The sequence below is a fragment of the Pseudomonas sp. KB_12 genome, from assembly GCF_052114545.1.
GTDB lineage: Bacteria > Pseudomonadota > Gammaproteobacteria > Pseudomonadales > Pseudomonadaceae > Aquipseudomonas > Aquipseudomonas brassicacearum.
The window spans coordinates 83,170-108,048 of the sequence record NZ_JBFREY010000022.1; the positions used below are offsets into that span (position 1 = coordinate 83,170).

Below are 24,879 nucleotides of genomic sequence, written 5' to 3' on the forward strand. Positions count from 1 at the left end.
CTGTGGGAGCGAGCTTGCTCGCGAAGGGGCCGCTACGGTTTAGAGTGACAACCGCACCGCCAGCGCCGCCAATGTCACCAGCAACACCGGCACCGTCAGCACGATCCCGACCTTGAAGTAGTACCCCCAGCCGATCTGGATGTTCTTGCGCTCCAGCACATGCAACCACAGCAAAGTCGCCAGGCTGCCGATCGGGGTGATTTTCGGGCCCAGGTCGCTGCCGATGACGTTGGCGTAGATCATCGCCTCCTTCACCACCCCGGTGGCCTGACTGGCATCGACGGACAAGGCGCCGACCAGCACCGTCGGCAAATTGTTCATGGCCGACGAGAGCAACGCCGTCAGCACGCCGGTGCCCATGGCCGCCCCCCACACGCCATATTCGGCGAAGCCGTCAAGCCAATGGGCCAGGTAGCCGGTCAACCCGGCATTGCGCAGGCCATAGACCACCAGGTACATGCCGAGGGAGAAGATCACAATCTGCCAGGGCGCTTCCTTCATCGCCTTGCGGGTGGAAATCTTGTGGCCGCGGGCCGCGACGGCCAGCAGCAACGCAGCGCAGACCGCCGAGATCGCGCTGATGGGAATCCCCAGCGGCTCCAGCGCAAAGCAGCCCAGCAGCAGGATCACCAACACCACCCAGCCGGCATAAAACGTTGCCTTGTCGTGGATCGCCGTCGCCGGATCGTCCAGTTGATCGGGGTCGTAGTCACCCGGGATGTCGCGACGAAAGAACCACATCAGTATCGCCAGGCTGGCCGCCACGCTGACCAGGTTCACCGGCACCATGACGGCCGCGTAGCGGTTGAAGCCAATGCCGAAGAAGTCCGCCGAGACGATGTTCACCAGGTTCGACACCACCAGCGGCAGGCTCGCGCTGTCGGCGATGAAACCGGCGCCCATCACGAATGCCAGGGTCGCCGCCGGGGAAAACCGCAACGCCAGCAGCATCGAAATCACGATGGGCGTCAGGATCAACGCCGCCCCGTCGTTGGCAAACAGGGCCGACACCAGCGCCCCCAGCAGCACCATGAACGCAAACAGCTTGCTCCCGCTGCCCTTTCCCCAACGGGCCACGTGCAAGGCCGCCCAGGCGAAGAAGCCGGCCTCGTCCAGCAGCAGGCTGATGATGATCAGCGCGACAAACGTACCGGTGGCGTTCCAGATAATCTGCCAGACCAGCGCAATGTCGCCGACCTGCACCACCCCGCTCAACAACGCCAGCAGCGCGCCGAGCGTCGCGCTCCAGCCGACGCCAAGCCCCTTGGGCTGCCAGATCACCAACGTAATGGTCAGCAGGAAAATCAATGACGCGATCAGCATGTGCAACAGCCTTGGAAGGAGGATTGAAAAGAGAAAATCAGCAGCAACGCGCCACCGGACGATCAGCCATGGCACCCAAACGCTCGACATCCGCCATCAGCCACGCCGTGTTGGCCGCCAACGCCTGCTCCAGCAAAGTGCTGACCCAGGCCGGCAACTGCGGATGCAGACGGTAGTAAACCCATTGCCCCTGGCGCCGGTCGCTGAGCAGGCCGGCGTTACGCAACTGCGCCAGGTGCCGGGAAATCTTCGGCTGGCTCAGGCTCAGGGCGGCGGTGAGCTCACAGACACACAACTCACCTTCACGGGCCACCAACAGCGCAATGCGCGTACGAGTGTCATCGGCCAACGCCTTGAAGACATCGACGGGGTTGTGGGAATCAGACATGGCTAAGGACCGCCTGGAAGTGCGAAGGGGCGAATATATGGAAATTCGAATATCCAGTAAAGCGGGGATTGAATTGCCGCTGTGGATGCGGTCTTAGATGCACTTGTGGCGAGGGAGCTTGCTCCCGCTCGGTTGCGCAGCGACCGCCCCGGGGGCCTGCTTCGCAGTCCAGCGGGAGCAAGCTCCCTCGCCACAGGTGTTTACCTGAAATATGGGAGTATCAAACCTTCTTGTGTTGCTCGACCCACTTGCCATAGGCATTGATGAACGTCTGCAGGAACGGCCGTACCGAGTCCGACAGGTTGCCCGCCTCGTCAAACGCCGTCCCGGCACCGCTCAGGTAGGCTTCCGGCTGCTGCATGCAGGGAACGTCAAGGAATACCAGCGACTGGCGCAAATGATGGTTGGCACCAAAACCACCGATGGCGCCCGGCGAAGCACTGATCACCGCGCCCGGCTTGCCACTCAGGCAACTCTGGCCGTAGGGACGCGAGCCGACGTCGATGGCATTTTTCAGCGGCGCCGGTACCGAGCGGTTGTACTCAGGCGTAACGAACAACAAGGCGTCGGCCGCGCCCACCTGCTGGCGGAAAGTGCTGTAGGCTGGCGGAGGGGAAACATCGATGTCTTCGTTGTAGAGCGGCAACTCGCCGATCTCGACGATGTTCAGTTTGAGATTGGCTGGCGCCAGGTCAGCCAGTGCCAGCGCGACCTTGCGGTTGATCGATGCCTTGCGCAGGCTGCCCACCAAAACGGCCACTGTGTAGACATTACTCATGAGAGGCTTCTCGACTGTCGGCTCAAAGGAGCCTGTAGTTATAGATGATCGGGCTGACAATTGGACCAGTGGAGCGACGAAAACCTGTCGGCTGGACTATTTTTTTCATGTAGGAAAACTTACCGCGCTTGACCAGGGTCTACAGAACCGCAAATCGAGTGATTTATTTCCAGAGGTTCTAAGCAATGGCAGCAGTACTTGTCGGACAATTTCATGCGCGGGACGCCGAAGGTCGCGTCTATTCAGTGCATGAGTTTCAGGAATCGACCCCGTCGCCCGACGGAAACGGCAAGGAGCCTGTCACCACCTATAAGTTGGCTATCGGTGATCGAGTCAACAAACTCGAAGACGGCAAATTTATTCTGGTGCAATCTCAAATCGAATTGACGCGCGAACCGGAAACGCCACTGCAGGCTCAAACACCCACTGAAACGCAAATAGCTTCATAACCGGCAGTTATGAGCAGAAGTCATGCCCGGACTTGGGTTAGGATTCAGCCACTCAATGGCTCACCCGCCGAACATGGACTTCTTGCATGCGTTTACGCCACATCGAAGTGATCCAGGCGCTGCTGCAGACCGGTCACCTCGGCACGGCGGCCGAATGGCTGCAACTGCCGGTGGTGGAGGTCGAGGCAATCCTGCGCGATGCCGAGGCCCAATTGGGCTTCATGCTCTTTGCCAGCGTGCGTGGGCGCCTGCAGGCCACCCGGGAAACCCTTGAACTGCGCGACGGCATCACGCGGCTGTACGACACCCTCGAACCGGTACAGCGCCTGGCCAGCAGCCTGAAACACTATCAGGCGCCACCCTTGCGCATTATCTGCACCCCGCCGCTGGCCCAGCAGTTGTTGCCCCAGAGCATCGCCGCCTTGCGTCGCCGCCATCCGGATGCGCCCTGCACCCTGCTCAGCCAACCGACCCGCGACATCGTCCACAGCCTGCTGTTGCGTGAAAGCGACCTGGGCCTGAGCTTGCACGACCCCGAACACCCCGACATCCATTGCCAGATGATCGCCCAGGGCAAACTGCAATTGCTGGCACCTCACGGCTGGCTGCAACCACGACAGAAATACATTTCGCTCCAGGACCTGGCAGGCCAGCCGTTGGTAGGCCTGGATGGCCATGACCCGCTGAGCCCGGCGTTCGAGCATAAACTGGCGGCGCTGCGGCCGGCGCCGATGATCCAGATCCGCGTCCAGACCCATCAGATGATGCGCGCGATGGTCGAGGCCGGCGAAGGCCTTGCCATCGTCGACCCGTTCACTGCCTCGGGTGCCAAGGGCAGTGGCCTGGACGTCTGCCCGCTATCGCCGGCCATTGCGATTGGTCTCTATGCCCTGAGCCTGAACGGCACGCCGCCCTCGCCCGCCGTCCAATCGCTGCTGGAACGGGTTACGGAACAAGCCGAGGCGTTGCTGAGCCACTGATCGACATGCCCAGCGGATCGTCGAACAGCCGGTACCAGAACAACGCCACTTCGGCGGTATGCCGGTCAATGCCGCGATAGCGCAAGTGATCGATACCGCCGAGCACGTAGCCGCAACGCTCATAGAGCCGGCACGCACCCAGATTGTTGTTCTGGGTCTCGAGCATGATGCCCGGCAGTTTTTTCTTGCGGCTCCAGAACTGGGCGACATCGAGCAATGCCTTGGCCACCCCGTGGCGACGGGCCGGGGCATGCACCGCCAACTCGTCGATGTGGGCGTAGCCGTTCCAGTTGGTACTGACCACCAGATGCCCCACGGGCTGGTCGTCGAGATAAGCCATGAAAATCTCGCTGTCCGGGGCATTGCGGAAGCTGCTGAATTCCTCGGGATCGATGCCATAGCACTTGCGATAGGGAACAATGGGCGTCACCGGCCATTGGCTGACGGGCCGACCGATCTGCGCCGTCGCGTAGTCGCTGACTTCGAAGCTGAAGTCACTGCCCCAGATATAAGCGGCAAAGCCGTCATCGACGACGCGCACCGACAACCCGGGGTGTTTGGGATTCATGACCGGTTGCATACTGGGGAAGGTCCTCATTCCTTGAGACAACCAACGGCGTGGTGCCATCCATTGCCCTTGCCTTTCAAATCTTCACACATCAAGCGGGATCCGTAGCCTGCCCGTTACCTCAGGGTAGAAGGTCGTGGCGATTGTGGCGAGAAATGAACGATGGATAACCTTGTGGGAGCGAGCTTGCTCGCGATGACGGCGGCACATTCAGCATTGACGCAGGCTGAACTACCCTCATCGTCGGAACGCCGCCCGGAGCAAGCTGGCTCCCACAGGAAGGGTTTCATCAGTGCGAGGCGGCCTGCGACTCGGCCAACTGCGTCCACAATGCCGGAGCGCCTGCAGACTTGGCGATGGCTTCCAGACGCGCGGCATGTTCGGCCAGGTCGTTTTCGCTGGCGCGGATAATCCGCGAGGGCTGGCGGTCAGCGGGCAAACGCCGGATTTCCGTGGCCTGGTTGCCAGAGCCTTCACCGGTACCGTTGCCGTCCGAGGCGTTACCGGCCAGGGACAGGCTGGTCTGGCCGCCGGTCATGGTCAGGTAGACGTCGGCCAGGATCTCGGAGTCGAGCAAGGCGCCGTGCAGTTCACGACCGGAGTTGTCGACGCCATAGCGCTTGCACAAGGCGTCGAGGCTGTTGCGCTGCCCAGGGTGACGTTCCCGGGCCATCATCAGGGTATCGAGGATGGTGCAATGCTGGGTAATGTCAGCCCGGTCGCGCTGGCCCATCAGGGCGAATTCGTTGTTGATGAACCCGACGTCGAACGCCGCGTTGTGGATGATCAACTGCGCGCCCTGGATGAATTCGAAGAACTCATCGGCCACTTCGGCGAAACGCGGCTTGCCCACCAGGAATTCGTTGGTGATGCCGTGCACGCCGATGGCGCCTTCGTCACTTTCGCGATCCGGTTGCAGGTAAACGTGGAAATGGCGACCGGTCAGGCGCCGGCCGATCAACTCGACACAACCGATTTCAATAATCCGGTGACCATCGGTCACCGGCATGCCGGTGGTTTCGGTATCCAGTACTACAGATCTGTTGGCCATCAGTGTTCAGCTCTCAGCGGGCAGTCTTGCAAAAGCGCGGATGTTAACACGCTCTTGTCGCAAGGGGATTTACCTGGGACCCAGGCTCTTGGAAGCAAGTGATGAACGAGAGCAAACACTGTGGGAGCAAAGCTTGCTCGCGATGAAGATCATGCGGTCTTTCAGGAAAACCAGGGCGCCTGTATCGCGAGCAAGCTTTGCTCCCACACAAGCGCCCTCGCCACAGGGACGCATCCGAGAATCAAGCCTGCTTGTAGCCCCGCACCTCATCGACCCCACGATTGGCCAACTGGTCGGCCCGTTCGTTGCCGTGGTGGCCGATGTGGCCGCGCACCCATTTCCAGGTGACGTTGTGGCGGTTGACCTGTTCATCCAGCAGCTTCCAGAGGTCGGCGTTTTTTACCGGCTCCTTCGCCGCCGTCTTCCAGCCGCGCTTCTTCCAGTTCGCCATCCACTCGTTGATGCCTTTCATCACGTACTGCGAGTCGGTCACCAACAACACATCGCAGGACCGCTTGAGCTCTTCCAGGCCTCGGATGGCGCCCATCAGCTCCATGCGATTGTTGGTGGTATTGGCTTCGCCGCCCCAAAGTTCCTTCTCCACGCCCTTGCACACCAGCAACGCGCCCCAGCCGCCTGGACCGGGGTTGCCCTTGCAGGCGCCATCAGTGAAGAGTTCTACGCTATCGCTCATGCCAATCTATCCAGAAAAAATGCAAAGGCCCGCCGATCGGGCCCGACAACACCCGCAGCCCAATGCTGGCAAGAACCATCGAAAAAGGTTATGGCTCGATGTGGCGACGATTGACCTTGGCCATTGGCAAGGGAATCAACTTGCCCATCGGCTCGCGTCGCACCTGGCGCACCGGGCGCAGCCCGACCGCGATCTTGCGTGCCACCAACAGGTAGAAACCGCCACCGGACAGCTGCCAGTCACCGGCCTTGCGCTCCCAGCCAGCCAGGCGCGCCTGCCACTTGGGCGACGCAAGCGGCGGACGATAGCACCCGAAGCGGCGTTTCTCCAGCGCAAAGCCCAGCAGGTTCAGCCAGTCGCCGACCCTCGACGCCGAGATGCAGCGGGCCTGGCGCAAGGCGTCGTGGGCAAACACATGACGCAAGCCCCAGGCGCTCCAGGGGTTGATGCCGATGATCAACAGGTGCCCACCGGGGCGCACGCTGCTGGCGGCTTCACGCAACAGACCGTGGGGCGACAGGCAGAAATCCAGGCCGTGCTGCATGACCACCACGTCGGCGGCATGTTCGCTCAATGGCCAGGCCTGCTCCTCGCAGACGATTTCCACCCCGGGCAACGGCGCCCCCAGGCGCACGTTGCGCTGGACTTGCGGCGCCGACGGCGGCGTTTGCGCCGAAGGGCCGTAGTGCACCAGATAGCCGCCGAAGAACCGGCCCAACTCGTCTTCGAGCATGCGCCGTTCTTCTTCCAGCAAAAATTGCCCGACAGGGCCGGACAGCCATTCACGGGCGGCGCTGATCAACGCCAGCCAGTCAGGATCAGCCTGAGCGAACGCTTCATCGGTCATTGCATTCTCCAACGCGTCAGGAAGTTCTAAGATGCGCCTTTGTTTTCCGCTTGGCGAATTCCACGATGATACAGATCAGTGCCCTGCCCGCATTCACCGATAACTACATCTGGTTGTTACAGGACCACGCCACCCAGCGCTGCGCCGTGGTCGACCCAGGTGACGCCGCTCCGGTGCAGGCCTGGCTCGAGGCCCATCCGGGCTGGGTCCTGAGCGACATCCTGATCACCCACCATCACCATGATCATGTCGGCGGCGTCCAGGCGCTGAAGAATGCGACGAACGCCACCGTTTACGGCCCGGCCAGCGAAAACATCCCGGCGCGCGACCAGGCCCTGCATGACAACGACAAGGTCAGCGTGCTCGGCTGGGACTTCGATGTCTACGCCGTGCCCGGCCATACCCTGGGGCACATTGCCTACTACCACCATGGCCTGCTGTTCTGTGGCGACACCCTGTTCGCCGCCGGTTGCGGCCGGCTCTTCGAAGGCACGCCTGCGCAAATGCACCATTCGCTCAGTCGCCTCGCCGCCCTGCCTGAAGATACGCTGGTCTACTGCACCCATGAATATACCCTCGGCAACCTGAAGTTCGCGGCCGCCGTGGAGCCCGGCAATCCGGACGTCGCCGCCCGCCTGGAAAAAGTCGGCCGGCAACGCAGCGAAGGCATCATGACGCTGCCCTCGACCCTGGCCCTGGAAAAACTCACCAATCCGTTCCTGCGCACGACTGAAACATCCGTTAAACAAAAAGCAGACGAACGGAACGGCCAGCGAAACCAGACGCCGAGTGAGGTTTTTGCGGCCTTGAGGGCTTGGAAAGATACGTTCTAAGGCAGCTATCGATTGATACAAAAATTCTGAAAGGTTGACCTGTTGGGGTGCGCTTCCTAGAATCGGCCGACATTTTTGCCCGGAACTTACTTCCAGCCAATGTCGTCATCTATACGCAGGTCCGTCCAGTCAGACACATTGACCCGCTTGGCTCAAGCCATCGCGGTGGCTGTGTCCGCCACATTGGCGGGCTGCCAGAGCACGAGCCAGCTGCCGCAGACCGACGCGGCGCACACACCGAATATCGCCGCTCGCGCCAAACAGAAGCCGGTATGGCTCACTGAGAAACCCAGCCCTCAAGTACCCCAGGACGTCTGGGAGCGCATGCGCCAGGGCTTCCAGCTGCAGGAAACGGCCGGCGTCAACCCGCGTATCGAGCAACAGCGCCTGTGGTTCGCCAGCAACCCTTCCGTCATGGAAAGCGCCGGTGAGCGCGGCAGCCTGTACATCCACTACATCGTCGAACGCCTCGAAGAGCGCAACATGCCGCTGGAGCTGGCGTTGCTGCCGGTTATCGAGAGTGCCTACAACCCCATGGCCTATTCCCGGGCCAACGCAGTGGGCCTGTGGCAGTTCATCCCGTCCACGGGGCGTTACTTCAACCTGCGCCAGACCCGCTTCTATGATGGGCGTCGCGACATCACCGCCTCCACCACGGCCGCCCTGGACTACCTGACGCGCCTGCACGACATGTTCAACGGCGACTGGTTGCTGGCGCTGGCGGCCTACAACGCCGGCGAGGGTACGGTCAGCCGCGCCATCGAGCGCAACGAGAAGCTTGGCCTGCCCACCGACTACTGGAACCTGCCGCTGCCCAGCGAGACCCAGGCCTATGTGCCGAAGTTGCTGGCGCTGTCCCAGGTGGTGCTCTCGCCCGATGCCTATGGCGTGAACCTCAACCCGATCGCCAACGAACCCTATTTCCAGGTCGTCGAGATCAACCAGCGCATGGACCTGTCCAAGGTCGCGGCGGTGGCCAACATCGACGAAGACGAGCTGTTCCAGCTCAACCCGGCCTTCAAGCAACGCACCACCATCGACGGCCCCCAGCACCTGCTGGTGCCCACGTCCAAGGCCCAGTTGCTGACCGCCAGCCTGTCGACCATGCGTCCTGAAGAGTTGATCAGCCAGCGCTCGCTCAAGCCGGTTTTTGAATCGGCCGACGACAGCGACGACGTGGAAGGCGCCTCGCGCACCTACCGTGTCAAGCGCGGCGAAAACCTCGCCCAGATCGCCAAGGCCAACAACGTCCAGACCAAAGACCTGCAACGCTGGAACAAACTCAGCGGCAACAAGCTCAAGGTCGGCCAGACCCTGGTGATGCAAGACGCCAAGGCCAGCAAGACCACTGGCAAGCGCATCAGCACCGTGGTGGCCGCCAACAGCAAGGACCAGAAGAAGCAGACCCAATACAAGGTCAAGCAAGGTGATTCGCTGTACGTCGTCGCCAAGCGCTTCAACGTGGAAATGCAGCACCTCAAGCGCTGGAACCCGCGGATGGGCAAGGCGCTCAAGCCTGGGCAGATGCTGACGGTCTATTCCCCGCACTGAGATGACCGGGGAGCTTTGTGTGGTGAGGGACTCATCTGTGGGAGCAAGGCTTGCCCGCGATGGCCGCACCGCGGTTTAACAGTTGAACCGCGATATCGTTCATCGCGGGCAAGCCTTGCTCCCACAGGTATCCGCTTAGCTGACTGGCACCCCCTCTAAACCCCACCTTTTTCCTGCCGATACAAGCTGTTACTGTACAGGCCATAAAAGCCCAAGCCGCCTGGATCGGATCTCAGACTTGATACGTCCCCTCCTCTTGCTCCTGATCAGCCTGGCCTTGAGCTCTCCCGCCAGCGCAGCCATAAGCGAAAGCCATGGCTATGCGCAGTTCGGCACGCTCAAGTACCCGGCCAGATTCACCCACTTCGACTGGGTCAACCCGCAAGCGCCCAAGGGTGGTGTCTTGCGAGTCATGGCATTCGGCACCTTCGATACGCTCAACCCCTACACGTTCAAGGGCAGCAGCCCGGTTTCCACGCCCAATTTCCTGCAATACGGCATCAATGAGCTGAACGAACCACTGATGGTCGGCACAGGCCAGTACGCACCGTCCGGTGATGAACCGACATCGAGCTATGGCCTGATCGCCCAGTCGGTGGAATACAGCGAAGACCGCAGCTGGGTGGTGTTCAACCTGCGCCCCGAAGCGCGCTTTCATGATGGCGTGCCTATCACCGCCTATGACGTGGCGTTCTCCTACAGGACGCTGCTCAAGGAAGGCCATCCGCAATACCGCACCAACCTGCAGGAGGTGCTGCGGGTCGACATTCTCAATCCGCTGAGAATCCGCTTTGTCTTCAAGCGCGCGGGCAATCCGCTGCTGATCCTGCGCCTGGGGGAACTGCCGGTGTTGCCCCAGCATTACTGGAAAGACCGCGATTTCAAGGCGACGACCTTCGAACCGCCCCTGGGCAGCGGGCCGTATCGCATCACCAAAGTGCAACCAGGCCGCCAGCTGGTGTTCGAACGGGTCAAGGATTACTGGGGCAAGGACCTGCCGGTCAATCGCGGCAAGTACAACTACGACCGCATGGACGTGGAGTTCTATCGTGACAGCGAAGTTGCCTTCGAAGCCTTCAAGGCTGGCGAGTTCGATATCTACATCGAACACCAGGCCAAGAACTGGGCCAATGGCTATGACTTTCCGGCGATCAAGCGTGGCGACATAATCAAGGCACAGATTCCCCACCAGATCCCGACCCAGACCCAAGGCCTGTTCATGAACACCCGGCGCGGCACGTTTGCCGAGGTCAAGGTACGTGAAGCCCTGGGGCTGATGTTCGATTTCGAGTGGACCAACCGCACCCTGTTCAGTGGCGCCTACAAGCGCACCCTCAGTTATTACCCCAACAGCGAGTTTTCCGCCACCGGCCTGCCGGTGGGCCATGAATGGCTGCTGCTCAAGCCGTACCGGGAACAATTGCCGCCCAAACTGCTCACCGACCCCTTCAGCTTGCCCAAGACCGACGGTCGCGGCATTCCCCGGGAAACCCTGCGCAAAGCCTTGGGGTTATTGAAGGAAGCCGGTTGGAGCCTCAACGGCCAACGCCTGCTGAACGCCGACAGCCAGCCCCTGAGCTTCGAAATCCTGCTGGTGAACCCGAACCTGGAGCGCATCCTGCAACCCTACGTCGAGAACCTCGCCAGCATCGGCATCCAGGCCCGGCTGCGCACGGTGGACCGTGCCCAGTACAAGCAGCGCCTGGACCAGTTCGACTTCGACATGATCCTGCTGACCTTGAACCAGACCCTCAGCCCGGGCCTCGAGCAATGGCAGTACTTCCACTCCAGCCAGGTCGGGGTCAAGGGCAGCAAGAACTACTCCGGAATCGCCAACCCAGTGGTCGACCATCTGCTGGAAAAGCTGCTCGCCGCCCAGACCCGCGACGAACAGGTCGCCGCCGGCAAGGCCCTGGATCGCGTGCTGCTGTGGCAGCACTACTGCATTCCCAACTGGTATCTCAATTATCATCGCCTGGCGTACCGCAACCGGTTCGCCTTCATCACCACGCCGCCCTACACCCTGGGCCTGAGCGCATGGTGGCTGAAATCTTCGGAGAAAGATCAATGAAGCCTTTACGCGCCCTGCTCCTGCAGGCCAGCAGCCTGTTATTCGCCGGGCTGGCCTGTGCCGCGCCGCAGCATGCCGTGACCTTGTACAACGAGCCGCCGAAGTACCCGGCCAACTTCAAGCATTTCGACTACGTCAACCCGGACGCGCCCAAAGGCGGAATCTTCCGCCAGGGCGGTTTTGGGGGCTTCGACAGCCTCAACCCGTTCATCAGCAAAGGCGTGCCGGCCGATGACATCGGCCTGATCTACGACACCCTGGCCAAACAGGGCCTGGACGAACCGTTCACCGAATATGGCCTGATCGCCGAAAAAATCGAGAAAGCCCCGGACAATGGCTGGGTGCGTTTCTACCTGCGTCCCGAAGCCCGCTTCAACGACGGTCACCCGGTACGCGCAGAGGATGTGGTCTTCAGCTTCCAGACCCTGACCAAGGACGGCGCGCCGATGTTTCGCGGCTATTACAACGACGTCGCCGACGTCATCGCCGAAGACCCGCTCAAGGTTTTGTTCAAGTTCAAGCACACCAATAATCGTGAACTGCCGTTGATCCTCGGCCAACTGCCAGTATTGCCAAAACACTGGTGGGCCGAGCGCGACTTCAGCAAGGGCAACCTGGAGATCCCGCTGGGCAGCGGCCCCTACAAAGTCGCTGAAGTGAAGGCCGGACGTTCGATCCGCTATGAGCGGGTGAAGGACTACTGGGGCAAGGACCTGCCGGTCAATCGCGGCTTCTATAATTTCGACGTACTGGCTACCGACTACTACCGCGACAACACCGTCGCGGTCGAAGCCTTGAAAGCCGGGCAGTTCGATTTCTGGCTGGAAATGACCGCCAAGAACTGGGCCAACGCCTACAACATCCCGGCCGTGACCGAAGGCCGGTTGATCAAGGAACAGATCCCCAACGGCAACCCCACCGGCATGCAAGGCTTTGTCTACAACCTGCGCCGGCCGATCTTCCAGGACGTACGGGTGCGCAAGGCCTTGAGCCTGCTGCTGGACTTCGAGTGGACCAACAAGCAGCTGTTCAACGGTGCCTACGCCCGCACCCGCAGCTATTTCGAGAATTCGGAAATGGCCGCCACCGGCCTGCCCGGCGAAGACGAGTTGAAGATCCTCGAGCCCCTGCGCGGCAAGATTCCCGAACAGGTCTTCACCGACGCCTTCCAGCCGTCGATGTGCGACGGCAGCGGCATGATCCGCGACCAGCAGCGCAAGGCCTACCAATTGCTGCAAGAGGCCGGCTGGCGCATCGTCGACGACAAGATGGTCGACGCCCAGGGCAAACCGGTGGTGCTGGAGTTCCTGCTGGCCCAGACCGAGTTCGAGCGGATACTGCTGCCGTTCAAACGTAACCTGAGCGACCTGGGCATCGAGCTGATCATCCGTCGGGTCGACGTCTCCCAATTCGTCAACCGCGTACGCTCCCGGGACTTTGACCTGGTGGTGGGCAGCTTCCCGCAATCCAGCTCACCGGGTAATGAACAGCGCGAGTTCTGGATGTCGGCCGCCGCCGACAAACCCGGTAGCCGCAACACCATGGGCCTCAAGGACCCGGCCGTGGACCAGTTGGTGGAACAGCTGATCAACGCCGATTCGCGCAAGAGCCTGGTGGCCCATGCCCGGGCGCTGGACCGGGTTTTGCAATGGGGCTACTACGTGATTCCCAACTGGCACATCAAGACCTGGCGCGTGGCCTACTGGAACCACATCGGCCATCCGAAAATCACGCCGACCTATGACATCGGCACCACCACCTGGTGGGTCAAGCCAGAGGTCAAGCCGGCCGATGAAGTAGAGAAGCAGGTCATCGAGCAGCAAATCGCCGCCCCTGCGAGCGTGGAGTAACGAAATGCTGGCTTATATTTTTCGGCGACTGCTGCTGATCATCCCGACCCTGTTCGGCATTCTGCTGATCAACTTCGTCATCATCCAGGCCGCACCCGGCGGGCCGGTGGAACAGATGATCGCCAAGCTCGAGGGTTTCGAGGGCGCCACCAGCCGCATTGCCGGCGGCGGTGCCGAAGTGTCCGTGGCAGGCTCCTCCTACCGCGGCGCGCAGGGCCTGGACCCGGGGCTGGTCAAGGAAATCGAGCGTATGTACGGCTTCGACAAGTCGGCGTCCGAACGCCTGTGGATCATGATCAAGAACTACGCCCACCTGGACTTCGGCGACAGTTTCTTCCGCGACGCCAAGGTTATCGACCTGATCAAGGAAAAGATGCCGGTGTCCATCTCCCTCGGGTTGTGGAGCACGCTGATCATGTACCTGGTGTCGATCCCGCTGGGGATCGCCAAGGCCACGCGGCACGGCAGCCATTTCGACGTCTGGACCAGCTCGGCCATCATCGTCGGCTACGCGATCCCGTCATTCCTGTTCGCCATCCTGCTGATCGTGGTGTTTGCCGGCGGCAGCTATTTCGACTGGTTCCCCTTGCGTGGGCTGACCTCCAACAACTTCGACGAATTGAGCATGGGCGGCAAGATCCTCGATTACTTCTGGCACCTGGCCTTGCCCGTGACCGCCCTGGTGATCGGCAACTTCGCCACCATGACCCTGCTGACCAAGAACAGCTTCCTCGACGAAATCAACAAGCAATACGTGGTCACCGCCAAGGCCAAGGGCCTGACCCGCCATCGGGTGCTCTACGGCCATGTATTCCGCAACGCCATGCTGCTGGTGATCGCCGGTTTCCCTTCGGCCTTCATCGGGATTTTCTTTACCGGCTCCCTGCTGGTGGAAGTGATCTTCTCCCTCGACGGCCTGGGCCTGATGAGTTTCGAAGCGGCGATCAACCGCGACTATCCGGTGGTGTTCGGCACCCTGTTCATCTTCACCTTGCTGGGGCTGGTGGTGAAGCTGATCGGCGATTTGACCTACACCTTTGTCGATCCGCGCATCGACTTCGAAAGCCGGGAGCATTGAGATGAACCTGTCCCCTCTCAATCGCCGTCGCTTCGAGTTGTTCAAGGCCAACAAGCGAGGCTGGTGGTCGCTGTGGCTGTTCCTGATCCTGTTCGGGCTGAGCCTGGGAGCCGAGTTGATCGCCAACGACAAGCCGCTGGTGGTGCATTACGACGACGGCTGGTACTTCCCGGCCCTCAAGCGCTACCCGGAAACCACGTTCGGCGGCGAGTTCCCGCTGGAAGCCAACTACAAGAGCCCCTACATCCGCGAACTGCTGGCGGCCAAGGACGCCTGGGTGCTGTGGGCACCGATTCCGTTCAGCTACCAGAGCATCAACTACGACCTGAAGGTCCCGGCCCCGGCGCCGCCCTCTTCGGTGAACTGGCTGGGCACTGACGACCAGGGTCGCGATGTCCTGGCCCGGGTCATCTATGGCTTCCGCATCTCGGTACTGTTTGCCCTGACGCTGACCGTGCTCAGCTCGATCATCGGCGTGATCGCCGGCGCCCTGCAGGGCTTCTATGGCGGCTGGGTGGACCTGGCTGGCCAACGTTTCCTGGAAATCTGGTCCGGGTTGCCGGTGCTGTACCTGCTGATCATCCTGGCCAGTTTCGTCCAGCCCAATTTCTGGTGGCTGCTGGGCATCATGTTGCTGTTTTCCTGGATGAGCCTGGTGGATGTGGTCCGTGCCGAATTCCTGCGCGGGCGCAACCTGGAATACGTGCGCGCCGCCCGGGCGCTGGGCATGCAGAACGGCGCGATCATGTTCCGCCACATCCTGCCCAACGCCATGGTCTCGACCATGACCTTCATGCCGTTCATCCTCACCGGCGCCATCGGCACCCTCACCGCCCTGGATTTCCTCGGCTTCGGCCTGCCGCCCGGCGCGCCGTCCCTGGGTGAGCTGGTGGCCCAGGGCAAATCCAACCTCCAGGCGCCATGGTTGGGCATCAGCGCGTTCGCCGTGCTGGCCCTGATGTTGAGCCTGTTGGTGTTCATCGGCGAGTCCGCTCGCGATGCCTTCGATCCGAGGAAGTGAAATGAACCAGGACAACCTGATCGAAGTGCGTGACCTGGCAGTAGAGTTCATTGTCGGCGAACGCCGCCAGCGCGTGGTCGAGGGGGTCAGCTTCGATATCAAGCGCGGCGAAACCCTGGCCCTGGTGGGTGAAAGCGGCTCGGGCAAATCGGTCACCGCCCATTCGATCCTGCGGTTGCTGCCCTACCCGCTGGCCCATCACCCCACCGGGACCATCCAGTACGCCGGCCAGAATTTGCTGGATTTGAAGGAAAAAACCATCCGTCATATCCGCGGCAACCGGATCGCGATGATCTTCCAGGAACCGATGACGTCCCTCAACCCGCTGCACTCCATTGAAAAACAGATCAATGAAGTGCTCGGCATCCATAAGGGCCTGAGCGGCAAGGTCGCGACCCGCAGGACCCTTGAGTTGCTGGAGCTGGTCGGCATTCCCGAGCCCCACAAGCGCCTCAAGGCCCTGCCCCACGAGCTGTCCGGCGGCCAGCGCCAGCGGGTGATGATCGCCATGGCCTTGGCCAACGAGCCGGAACTGCTGATCGCCGACGAGCCGACCACCGCGCTGGACGTCACCGTCCAGCTGAAAATCCTCCAATTGCTCAAGGAATTGCAGGCACGATTGGGCATGTCGCTGCTGCTGATCAGCCACGATTTGAACCTGGTGCGAAGAATTGCGCATCGCGTATGTGTCATGCAGCGCGGTTGCATCGTCGAACAGGCATCGTGCGAAGAGTTGTTCCGCGCACCGCAGCATCCGTACACTCGGGAACTGCTGGGCGCCGAGCCCAGCGGCACCCCGGCGAGCAACGTCGTCGGCCCGCCGCTGTTGCAGGTCGAGGACCTGAAAGTCTGGTTCCCGATCAAGAAAGGCCTGTTCAAACGCACGGTAGACTACATCAAGGCCGTGGACGGTATCCGCTTCAGCCTGCCCCAGGGCCAGACCCTGGGCATCGTCGGCGAAAGCGGTTCCGGCAAATCCACCCTGGGGCTGGCAATCCTGCGGTTGATCGGCAGCCAGGGCGGGATCCGCTTCGAAGGCAAGCAGCTGGACAGCCTGACGCAGCAACAAGTCCGGCCGCTACGCCGGGAGATGCAAGTGGTGTTTCAGGACCCATTTGGCAGCCTGAGCCCACGGATGTGTGTGAGCCAGATCGTCGGCGAAGGCCTGCGGATCCACAAGATCGGCACCGAAGCCGAACAGGAACAAGCGATAATCGCGGCATTGAAGGAGGTAGGCCTGGACCCGGAAACCCGGAACCGCTACCCCCATGAATTTTCCGGAGGGCAACGGCAGCGTATCGCCATTGCCCGGGCCCTGGTGCTCAAGCCGGCGTTGATTCTGTTGGATGAACCGACGTCGGCCCTGGACCGTACCGTGCAACGCCAAGTGGTGGAGCTGTTGCGGTCGTTGCAAACCAAGTACAACCTGACGTACCTGTTTATCAGCCATGACCTGGCTGTCGTCAAAGCGCTGAGCCACCAGTTGATGGTGGTCAAGCATGGCCAAGTGGTCGAACAAGGTGATGCCCGCAGCATATTCGCCGCGCCGCAGCACCCCTATACACAGCAGTTGCTGGAGGCCGCCTTCCTGGCCCCAACAACTGCCGAATAACCTGAAAGAGGAGCAACACATGGGTTTTCTCGCCGGTAAGCGCGTACTGATCGTCGGTGTCGCCAGCAAGCTGTCCATCGCATCCGGCATCGCCGCCGCCATGCATCGCGAGGGCGCTGAGCTTGCCTTCACTTATCAGAACGACAAGCTCAAGGGTCGTGTCGAAGAGTTCGCACAAGGCTGGGGTTCGAGCCCTGAGCTGTGCTTCCCGTGCGACGTGGCCAGCGATGAAGAAATCGCCAAGGTCTTCGAAGAACTGAGCAAGAAGTGGGACGGCCTGGACTGCATCGTGCACTCCGTGGGCTTCGCCCCGGGCGACCAACTGGACGGCGACTTCACCGAAGCCACCACCCGTGAAGGTTTCCGCATTGCCCACGACATCAGCGCCTACAGCTTCGTGGCCCTGGCCAAGGCCGGTCGCGAAATGATGAAAGGCCGCAACGGCAGCCTGCTGACCCTGTCGTACCTGGGCGCCGAGCGCACCATGCCGAACTACAACGTCATGGGCATGGCCAAGGCCTCCCTGGAAGCCGGCGTCCGTTACCTGGCCGGTTCCCTGGGCCCGGACGGCACCCGCGTCAACTGCGTCTCGGCAGGTCCGATCCGCACCCTCGCTGCTTCCGGCATCAAGAACTTCCGCAAGATGCTGGCCGCCAACGAAGCGCAAACCCCGCTGCGTCGCAACGTCACCATCGAAGAAGTCGGCAACGCCGGCGCCTTCCTGTGCTCGGACCTGGCGTCGGGCATCAGCGGTGAAATCATGTACGTGGACGGCGGCTTCAACACCACCGCCATGGGCAACATCGAAGAGTAATCTTCACGTTGCAGCAAAAACGCCGCTTGCCCTGGAAAGGCCAAGCGGCGTTTTTTTTATGCTCTCACTACAAATCCCTTGTGGGAGCGAGCTTGCTCGCGAAAGCGGTGGGTCTGCTGGCATTGATATTGACTGTGCCTACGCCTTCGCGAGCAAGCTCGCTCCCACATTGGATCTGGGGGTTGGCTTGTACTAGCTGCGTAACGCCTGTTTCTGCGTGTACATCGCCGCATCCGCGTCCGCCAGTAGCGTGTCGATCGACTGATGACGCTGGGGGTCGTACTCGATCTGGCCGACACTGAAACGAATGTCATAGCCACGCTGCAACATCGCATTGCGCTCATCGAGGATTTCCTTGAGCCGCGCCATGATTGCCGCTATCTCGACATGGGAAGAACCGGTGAGCAACGCCACGAATTCGTCGCCGCCGAGGCGGCCGATCACATCACTTTCGCGAAAAGCGATACGCAGCACATCGGCGAAGGTTTTCAGCGCGTTGTCGCCCTCGGCGTGCCCATAACGGTCGTTGATCGGCTTGAAGTCATTGAGATCGAAGAACAGCAGCGTCGCCGGTCGCGACAAACGATCACACACATTCAAGGCATGCTGGGCCAACGTCCTGAAGCCACGTCGATTGGATAACAGCGTGAGCTCGTCCATGCTCGCCATCTGCACCGCGACCATTTCCTGTTCGGCCATGCGGGCCAAGTCGCGCAGCAATTCGCGCTCTTCGTCATTGAGCTTGCGCGGCCGGGTGTCGAGCAGGCACAACGTGCCAAGCTTGCTGCCGTCCTCCAACCCCAGCGGATGTCCCGCATAGAAGCGAATGCCAGGCTTGTCCGTGACCAGTGGGTTGTCGTGGAAGCGTTCGTCCTGTTCCGCGTCGCAGATCTCCAGGATCTGATCCTGCAAAATCGCATGCCCACAGAAGGAAATCTCCCGCGGGGTTTCGCTGGCGTCCAGGCCGGCGCTGGACTTGAACCATTGCCGGTTGGCGTCCACCAGGGACACCAGCGCGATGGGCACGTCAAACAGGCGTCGGGCAAGACGGGTCAGGCGGTCAAACCGCTCTTCGGGTGCGGTATCCAGCAGCTTGAGCGAGTGCAGATTCTTGAGGCGATCGGCTTCGTCGTCCGGTTTGCGTGGCGCAAGCATCGGAAACTCCATTGGCAGGACTTCATGAAGTCTAGCCCAGGACCCCAACCCTTCAAACCGAACGGGCTAAATCCGACGGGCATTTGCCGGTCAGGACTAATACACTGCCACTCAGGTTCAAGACGAGGACGCTGACCGATGAAGCACGCCCCCCATGACGACGCCCCACGCTTCTGGCGCGACGCGGCCCTGCCCTTCATCGAAGCCCGGGCCATCGGCGATGGGCGCAAGGTCTGCTATTCGCGCCATTCCCATGACCACTTTTCCATCGGTGCGATCACCGCTGGGCGCAGCACCTACCTTCACGAACGATCGAAATTCCAGGTGGAAAGTGGCACGGTGGTGCTGATGAACCCGGGCGACGTCCACGCGTGCAACCCGATCGACGATCAGCCGTGGTCCTACGTGATGCTGTACGTCGACACCCAGTGGCTCAGGGACTTGCAGCGCCGTATCGGCTTTGACGAAAGCCTGGATTTCCAGGGCTTCGCCACCACGCACAGCCGCGACGTGGAACTGTTTACCGCGCTGGAAAAACTGTATGGGCAATTGGTAGACGAGCAACTCGACGCTGGCGACAAGCACGCCGCCGCCGAGGCGTTTTTCATTGACCTGCAACAACGGCTCAACCCTGCCGGTCGCCCGGATCGTGGCAGCCATCCGGGCCTGATGCGTGCGGCGCAGTTTATCCACGACCATTGCAGTGAAGCCTTGAAGCTCGAAGACATCTGCACCGCCGCGCAACTGTCGCCGTCCTACCTGAGCCGAGCCTTCAAGCGCCATTACGGGATGACGCCCCACGCCTTCCTGGTCAACCGCCGAATCCAGTTTGCCCGGCGCCAATTGCGCGAAGGCAAGCTGATCGCCGACGTAGCGCTGGACAGCGGGTTTGCCGACCAGGCGCATTTCCAGCGTGCCTTCAAGCAACACCTGGCGGCCACGCCCGGGCAATATCGAGGCTGATACCGCACCACCACATTGTTTGAACCGGGGGCCCTCGCCACAACAGCTCTTCCTTCTCAAAAACCAGGGTTGCCGCCACTTCAGCTCAAGGCAACAGCAGATACACCGCACTGGCCACCAACAACACCGCCATCGTCCGATTGAACAGGCGCATGGTCGCCGGATTACCCAGCCAGGTGCGCAGGAAACTCCCGGCGTAGGCCCAGCAGCCCACCGAGACGTAGCAGATCACCAGGTAGATCGCCGCAAACTGCCACACCAGCCGCGCCTCACCATCGGCCACGAATGCCCCCATTCCGGCCACGCAGGCCAGCCACGCCTTGGGGTTGAGCCATTGCATCAACGCGCCATAGAACATCGAAGGCGCCCGCCCCTCGTCCTCGCCACCCAGGTGCCCGCTGTCCATCGCCAGTTTCCAGGCCATGAACAACAGAAACCCCACGCCGCCCAGTTGCACCACCCGTGTGAGGCCAGGCCAGCGCTGCAACACTTCATGCAACCCCAGCCCCATCAGCACCAGCAGCAAGACGAACCCCAGGGTTGCACCGCCCACATGGCGCAACGTCGCACGAAACCCGTACCGCGCCCCGGAGCTGAGGGCGACGATATTGACCGGGCCAGGTGTAATGGAGGCGACCAGGGCAAACGCCGCCATGGAAAGAATCAAACTCATCGCATACCTTCTTCTTATCTGTGAGGTGGCGATCAAGGTAAATTGCCAATCGCGAGCGGTATTGAACAAAACTGCCCAAGGGGCTACCCATCAGCCCACCACAAAAACAATACTGTGCGGCTTATTCATCCAGGCGTGTTCTATGTCCATTGCGGTAGTGCGGTTTATTGGCTTCATCCTCGGTATTTTCCTGATCACCCTGGCTGCCAGCATGGCAATCCCGCTTGTGACGCTGGTGATGTACGAGCGCAACGATGACCTCTCGGCGTTTTTGTGGTCGAGCCTGATCACCTTCGTCTGCGGCATCGCGCTGGTGGCGCGTGGTCGGCCAGCAAACACCCAGATGCGCCCGCGGGACATGTACCTGCTGACCACCGCCAGTTGGGTCATCGTCTGCAGCTTCGCCGCCCTGCCCATGGTACTGATCCACCACATCAGCTACACCGATGCCTTTTTCGAGACCATGTCGGGCATCACCACCACCGGCTCGACCATCCTGACCGGCCTGGACACTGCCTCCCCCGGCCTGTTGATCTGGCGCTCGATGTTGCACTGGCTTGGCGGGATCGGCTTCATTGGCATGGCAGTGGCGATCCTGCCATTGCTGCGGGTCGGCGGCATGCGGCTGTTCCAGACCGAGTCGTCGGACTGGTCAGAGAAAGTCACGCCGCGCTCCCATGTCGCGGCGAACTACATCCTGTGGATCTATGTCGGCTTGACCGCTCTCGCCACCCTGGCCTTGTGGCTGGCCGGCATGACGCCCTTCGAAGCGATCAACCACGCGATGTCGTTGATTTCCACGGGTGGCTTTTCCACATCGGATGCTTCCCTGGGGCATTGGCCCCAACCGGCCATTCACTGGGTGTCGGTGGTCGTCATGATGGCAGGCGCGCTGCCCTTCACCTTGTACGTCGCCACCTTGCGCGGCCATAAACGCGCGCTGCTCAAGGACCAGCAAGTCAGGGGATTCGTCGGTTTCCTGGTCATCACCTGGCTCATCGTGGGGACCTGGCTGAGCCTGAACAGCGACTACAGCTGGTGGGATTCGGTCCGTATCGTGGCCGTCAACGTGACGTCGGTGGTCACCACCACGGGCGTGGCGCTGGGCGACTACACCCTATGGGGCAGCTTTGCCTTGCTGCTGTTCTTCTATTTGACGTTCGTTGGCGGTTGCTCGGGATCGACGGCCGGTGGGCTGAAGATCTTCCGCTTCCAGGTAGCCGGCGAGTTGCTGATGGGCAGCCTGAAACAACTGATCCATCCCCGGGCGGTGATCCAGAAAAAATACAACAATCACCCCATCGACGAAGAGATCGTCCGCTCGCTGCTGACCTTTTCGTTCTTCTTCACCATCACCATTGGCGCTATCGCGCTGGGGCTGGCGCTGATCGGCCTGGACTGGACCACCGCCCTGACCGGCGCGGCCACCGCCGTGTGCAACGTGGGCCCCGGGCTGGGCACGATCATCGGGCCAGCCGGCAACTTCTCGACCTTGCCGGATGCGGCGAAGTGGCTGCTGACCATAGGCATGCTGCTGGGTCGGCTGGAAATCCTGACGGTGCTGGTGTTGTTCACACCCGTGTTCTGGAAGTATTGAACGCGTCGGGTCAGGCAAGACAGACAAACAAAAAAGCCGCGACGCCATGCACAGGCGCCGCGGCTTTTTCAAGCGATCAGCGGTCGTTCTTGATCGAAGAGCTGGTCGCGTTGGTCAGGCCCTTGGTGTTGTGGGTACCTGGTGTAGCGGTGGAAATCGCCGATGCCTTGGTCAGGCCACGGGTATCACGGTCCTTGGCGATGCTCGAGGTCAGCGAAGCCTTGCTGGTGCGGTCGGTGCGAGTGGTACCCGTGTGCTTGCCGCTCAGGCCATGATCGCGGGTGCGAGTACCGGTGTGGTCGCTGGCCAATCCTTTGCCAAGGCCGCTGGAATCACCAGACTTGTCATGGCCCTGCCCACCACCGGTGCCGCCACCAATGCCACCACCGTGGCCACCGCCATTGCCACCACCATTACCGCCGCCGTTTCCTCCACCATTGCCACCACCACCTCCATTGCCACCGCCTGCGGCATAGCTCGAACCGATAGGCGACAACTCAGCAGGCAGCAAAGCCGAGGCACCGAACGCCAAGGCGCAGACAGCAACGGCGATGAGAGATTTCTTATGCTTGGACATGATGTCTCCGAAAGACAAAAACAACGGTTGAACCTTTAAGACTCGCAGGTTCAATTTTTGTTCGTGACCGTCCGACCAAGTGAACGGAAATTCACTGTCGATTTTTCGGTGGAGTCGTTCCGGGCACGGTTCTATGCTCTGCCCCATGAACCGACAAGACTCGCTGCTCCCGCCCCACGCCGAGATGGTCCGCGCCATGCTCGAACGAGACACCGCCTACGAGGGGGTGTTCTTCACTGCGGTCAAGACCACCGGCATTTTCTGTCGCCCCGGTTGCACCGCGCGCAAGCCGAAACCGGAGAACGTGGAGTTCTTCGCCCATGCCGACGAAGCCATGTCCGCCGGTTACCGGGCCTGCCTGCGCTGCAAGCCCCTGGACGCCGCCGCCATCGCGCCAGACTGGATCCAGGCCCTGCTCAAAGCCGTGGACGCCGAACCCGACCTGCGCTGGACCGATGCCCTGCTGCTGGAACAAGGTATCGAGCCGCTGAAATTGCGCCGCTGGTTCAAGCAACATTTCGGCATGACCTTTCACGCCTATCTGCGCACCCGCCGCCTGGGCATTGCCTTGGGCGGCATCAAGGACGGCAGCTCCATCGACAATGCCGCATTCGACTCCGGTTATGAGTCATTGAGCGGTTTTCGTGACGCCTTCGTGAAATCCTTCCACATCACACCGGGGCGCGCGGCCCTCAGCGAACCTTTGCTGTTCACCCGCCTGACCACACCGTTGGGGCCCATGCTGGCCATGGCCGAACGACGAGGCCTGGTGCTGCTGGAGTTCCTCGACCGTCCGGCCCTGACCAAGGAGCTGGAAGAGCTGCAGCAACGCTACGGCTACACGGTTGCGCCCGGGCACAACGCTCATTTACAACAGATCGAAACCGAACTGGCCGACTATTTCGCCGGCAAGCTCACGACATTCAACGTCCCGCTGCACATGCCCGGCAGCGCCTTCGCCGTACGGGTCTGGGCTGAACTGCAAAAGATTCCCTACGGCGAAACCCGCAGCTACGGCGGCATCGCCACGGCGCTGGGCAGCCCTGGCGCCAGCCGCGCCGTAGGCCTGGCCAACGGGCAGAATCGCTTGGCCATCGTCATTCCCTGCCACCGAGTGATCGGTGCAGATGGCTCGTTGACCGGCTATGGTGGCGGCCAGCCGCGCAAGGCATTTCTGCTACGGCTGGAGAAAGCCGCGGTGCAGGTTTCGCTGCCCCTGGCGTTTTGAGCGCCCCGGAGAACAAATACCCGATGCCTGTGCCCTACCACGACGCCAGCGCCTTGCTGGCAAGCCTCGACGAAGACTGGCGACGTCACGTCGAGGTGACCGGCCCGTGCCTGTTGCAACCCAAGCCGGCCCGCGATCCCTATGAAGCCTTGGTGCGGGCGATTGCCTACCAGCAACTGCACGCCAAGGCAGGCGATGCAATCCTCGGTCGGCTGCTGGCGCTGTTCCCGCCGCAAACCTTCCCCAATCCCGGGCAGATCCTGGCGACAGACGTTGCGCAGTTGCGCGGCTGTGGGTTTTCCGCCAGCAAGGTCGCGACGATCCAGGGCATCGCCCAAGCGGCCCTGGACGGAGTGGTGCCGGATTACGCCACGGCGCGGGCGATGGAGGATGAAACGTTGATCGAACGCCTGGTCAGCCTGCGTGGCGTCGGGCGTTGGACCGTGGAGATGTTGCTGATCTACAGCCTGGAGCGACCAGACATCCTGCCAGCCGATGATTTTGGCGTACGCGAAGGTTATCGGCGGCTCAAGGGGTTGGAGCAACAGCCGAGCCGCAAGCAGATGGTTGAGATCGGCCTGGCCTGGAGCCCTTATCGGACGGTGGCGGCGTGGTATTTGTGGCGGGTGCCCGGCCGCTAGACCGTGTCATCGTTCATCGCGAGCGAGCTCCCACATTGGACTCCGGGAAACCACATATCCCCTGTGGGAGCGAGCTCGCTCGCGATGACGTCCGCACATCAAACATAAATTCAACTGCCTAGAAATACTAACCGTCT

General features: G+C 61.4%; 24 protein-coding genes. 14 read left to right on the forward strand and 10 right to left on the reverse strand.

The annotated features are described in order from the left end of the window. Positions 1 to 39: 39 nt before the first annotated feature. From AB4Z20_RS18720 to AB4Z20_RS18730, 3 genes are all read right to left on the reverse strand, one after another. Positions 40 to 1,323, reverse strand: coding sequence for an arsenic transporter (locus AB4Z20_RS18720; RefSeq protein ID WP_442090387.1), 1,284 nt, complete (start codon positions 1,321 to 1,323; stop codon positions 40 to 42). Positions 1,324 to 1,360: 37 nt separating this feature from the next. Then, positions 1,361 to 1,711: a metalloregulator ArsR/SmtB family transcription factor gene (locus AB4Z20_RS18725; RefSeq protein ID WP_214512736.1), complete on the reverse strand. Its 351-nt coding sequence runs from the start codon at positions 1,709 to 1,711 to the stop codon at positions 1,361 to 1,363. Between the two features lie 220 nt (positions 1,712 to 1,931). Continuing rightward, positions 1,932 to 2,489, reverse strand: a complete 558-nt coding sequence (locus AB4Z20_RS18730) for an NADPH-dependent FMN reductase (protein ID WP_320388807.1) — start codon at positions 2,487 to 2,489, stop codon at positions 1,932 to 1,934. A gap of 185 nt (positions 2,490 to 2,674) precedes the next feature. On the opposite strand from AB4Z20_RS18730, the gene AB4Z20_RS18735 reads away from it, so the two are divergent. After that, entirely contained in the window at positions 2,675 to 2,938 is a 264-nt protein-coding gene (locus AB4Z20_RS18735) for a hypothetical protein (protein WP_063320740.1), read from the forward strand. Between the two features lie 86 nt (positions 2,939 to 3,024). Then, positions 3,025 to 3,918: a LysR substrate-binding domain-containing protein gene (locus AB4Z20_RS18740; RefSeq protein ID WP_253475630.1), complete on the forward strand. Its 894-nt coding sequence runs from the start codon at positions 3,025 to 3,027 to the stop codon at positions 3,916 to 3,918. Here AB4Z20_RS18740 and AB4Z20_RS18745 read toward each other — a convergent pair. From AB4Z20_RS18745 to AB4Z20_RS18760, 4 genes are all read right to left on the reverse strand, one after another. After that, a complete protein-coding gene (locus tag AB4Z20_RS18745) occupies positions 3,884 to 4,498 on the reverse strand; it encodes a GNAT family N-acetyltransferase (RefSeq protein WP_092145943.1) in 615 nt (204 codons plus the stop codon). The two genes, AB4Z20_RS18740 and AB4Z20_RS18745, sit on opposite strands and share 35 nt — an antisense overlap. Positions 4,499 to 4,775: 277 nt before the next feature. Continuing rightward, positions 4,776 to 5,537 (reverse strand): DNA polymerase III subunit epsilon, encoded by a 762-nt coding sequence (gene dnaQ / locus AB4Z20_RS18750; protein WP_253475633.1) that lies wholly within the window; start codon positions 5,535 to 5,537, stop codon positions 4,776 to 4,778. A 241-nt stretch (positions 5,538 to 5,778) separates the two neighbouring features. After that, the gene (gene rnhA / locus AB4Z20_RS18755; RefSeq protein WP_003180633.1) at positions 5,779 to 6,231 is read right to left on the reverse strand and encodes a ribonuclease HI; all 453 of its coding nucleotides are present in this window, start codon (positions 6,229 to 6,231) and stop codon (positions 5,779 to 5,781) included. Positions 6,232 to 6,319: 88 nt separating this feature from the next. Continuing rightward, a complete protein-coding gene (locus AB4Z20_RS18760; RefSeq protein ID WP_214512740.1) occupies positions 6,320 to 7,078 on the reverse strand; it encodes a class I SAM-dependent methyltransferase in 759 nt (252 codons plus the stop codon). Between the two features lie 65 nt (positions 7,079 to 7,143). Here AB4Z20_RS18760 and gloB point away from each other — a divergent pair, with 65 nt between their 5' ends. From gloB to fabI, 8 genes are all read left to right on the forward strand, one after another. Further along, complete coding sequence (gene gloB / locus AB4Z20_RS18765; RefSeq protein WP_214512741.1) at positions 7,144 to 7,911, forward strand: hydroxyacylglutathione hydrolase; 768 nt, start codon at positions 7,144 to 7,146, stop codon at positions 7,909 to 7,911. 99 nt (positions 7,912 to 8,010) lie between these two features. Further along, positions 8,011 to 9,462 (forward strand): transglycosylase SLT domain-containing protein, encoded by a 1,452-nt coding sequence (locus tag AB4Z20_RS18770; RefSeq protein ID WP_442090388.1) that lies wholly within the window; start codon positions 8,011 to 8,013, stop codon positions 9,460 to 9,462. A 238-nt stretch (positions 9,463 to 9,700) separates the two neighbouring features. Next, positions 9,701 to 11,533: an extracellular solute-binding protein gene (locus AB4Z20_RS18775; protein WP_442090389.1), complete on the forward strand. Its 1,833-nt coding sequence runs from the start codon at positions 9,701 to 9,703 to the stop codon at positions 11,531 to 11,533. Then, positions 11,530 to 13,383, forward strand: coding sequence for an extracellular solute-binding protein (locus AB4Z20_RS18780; RefSeq protein ID WP_258688420.1), 1,854 nt, complete (start codon positions 11,530 to 11,532; stop codon positions 13,381 to 13,383). The genes AB4Z20_RS18775 and AB4Z20_RS18780 overlap by 4 nt, the downstream gene beginning before the upstream one ends. A 4-nt stretch (positions 13,384 to 13,387) precedes the next feature. Beyond that, entirely contained in the window at positions 13,388 to 14,461 is a 1,074-nt protein-coding gene (locus tag AB4Z20_RS18785) for a microcin C ABC transporter permease YejB (RefSeq protein ID WP_442090390.1), read from the forward strand. Position 14,462: 1 nt separating this feature from the next. Continuing rightward, positions 14,463 to 15,482: an ABC transporter permease gene (locus AB4Z20_RS18790; RefSeq protein WP_046062782.1), complete on the forward strand. Its 1,020-nt coding sequence runs from the start codon at positions 14,463 to 14,465 to the stop codon at positions 15,480 to 15,482. A gap of 1 nt (position 15,483) precedes the next feature. Next, a complete protein-coding gene (locus tag AB4Z20_RS18795; RefSeq protein ID WP_442090391.1) occupies positions 15,484 to 17,094 on the forward strand; it encodes an ABC transporter ATP-binding protein in 1,611 nt (536 codons plus the stop codon). Between the two features lie 19 nt (positions 17,095 to 17,113). Beyond that, complete coding sequence (fabI, locus tag AB4Z20_RS18800; protein ID WP_003202751.1) at positions 17,114 to 17,908, forward strand: enoyl-ACP reductase FabI; 795 nt, start codon at positions 17,114 to 17,116, stop codon at positions 17,906 to 17,908. A 192-nt stretch (positions 17,909 to 18,100) separates the two neighbouring features. Here fabI and AB4Z20_RS18805 read toward each other — a convergent pair whose 3' ends face one another. Next, the gene (locus tag AB4Z20_RS18805) at positions 18,101 to 19,063 is read right to left on the reverse strand and encodes a GGDEF domain-containing protein (RefSeq protein WP_253475642.1); all 963 of its coding nucleotides are present in this window, start codon (positions 19,061 to 19,063) and stop codon (positions 18,101 to 18,103) included. Between the two features lie 138 nt (positions 19,064 to 19,201). Here AB4Z20_RS18805 and AB4Z20_RS18810 point away from each other — a divergent pair, with 138 nt between their 5' ends. Then, positions 19,202 to 20,026 (forward strand): helix-turn-helix transcriptional regulator, encoded by an 825-nt coding sequence (locus tag AB4Z20_RS18810; RefSeq protein WP_214512747.1) that lies wholly within the window; start codon positions 19,202 to 19,204, stop codon positions 20,024 to 20,026. Between the two features lie 85 nt (positions 20,027 to 20,111). Here AB4Z20_RS18810 and AB4Z20_RS18815 read toward each other — a convergent pair whose 3' ends face one another. Then, on the reverse strand, positions 20,112 to 20,699 hold the full coding sequence (locus AB4Z20_RS18815) for a LysE family translocator (RefSeq protein WP_253475645.1): 588 nt from the start codon (positions 20,697 to 20,699) through the stop codon (positions 20,112 to 20,114). Between the two features lie 142 nt (positions 20,700 to 20,841). Between AB4Z20_RS18815 and AB4Z20_RS18820 the strand changes: the two genes are divergently transcribed. Further along, on the forward strand, positions 20,842 to 22,296 hold the full coding sequence (locus AB4Z20_RS18820; protein ID WP_442090392.1) for a TrkH family potassium uptake protein: 1,455 nt from the start codon (positions 20,842 to 20,844) through the stop codon (positions 22,294 to 22,296). 76 nt (positions 22,297 to 22,372) lie between these two features. Here the strand turns inward: AB4Z20_RS18820 and AB4Z20_RS18825 are convergent, their stop codons facing one another. Continuing rightward, positions 22,373 to 22,873, reverse strand: a complete 501-nt coding sequence (locus tag AB4Z20_RS18825) for a hypothetical protein (RefSeq protein ID WP_253475651.1) — start codon at positions 22,871 to 22,873, stop codon at positions 22,373 to 22,375. A 145-nt stretch (positions 22,874 to 23,018) separates the two neighbouring features. Here AB4Z20_RS18825 and AB4Z20_RS18830 point away from each other — a divergent pair, with 145 nt between their 5' ends. Together AB4Z20_RS18830 and AB4Z20_RS18835 are read left to right on the forward strand one after the other, a co-directional pair. Then, complete coding sequence (locus AB4Z20_RS18830) at positions 23,019 to 24,101, forward strand: bifunctional transcriptional activator/DNA repair enzyme AdaA (RefSeq protein ID WP_320388811.1); 1,083 nt, start codon at positions 23,019 to 23,021, stop codon at positions 24,099 to 24,101. A 23-nt stretch (positions 24,102 to 24,124) separates the two neighbouring features. Continuing rightward, positions 24,125 to 24,742: a DNA-3-methyladenine glycosylase family protein gene (locus AB4Z20_RS18835; protein WP_442090393.1), complete on the forward strand. Its 618-nt coding sequence runs from the start codon at positions 24,125 to 24,127 to the stop codon at positions 24,740 to 24,742. The last annotated feature ends 137 nt before the right edge of the window (positions 24,743 to 24,879 follow it).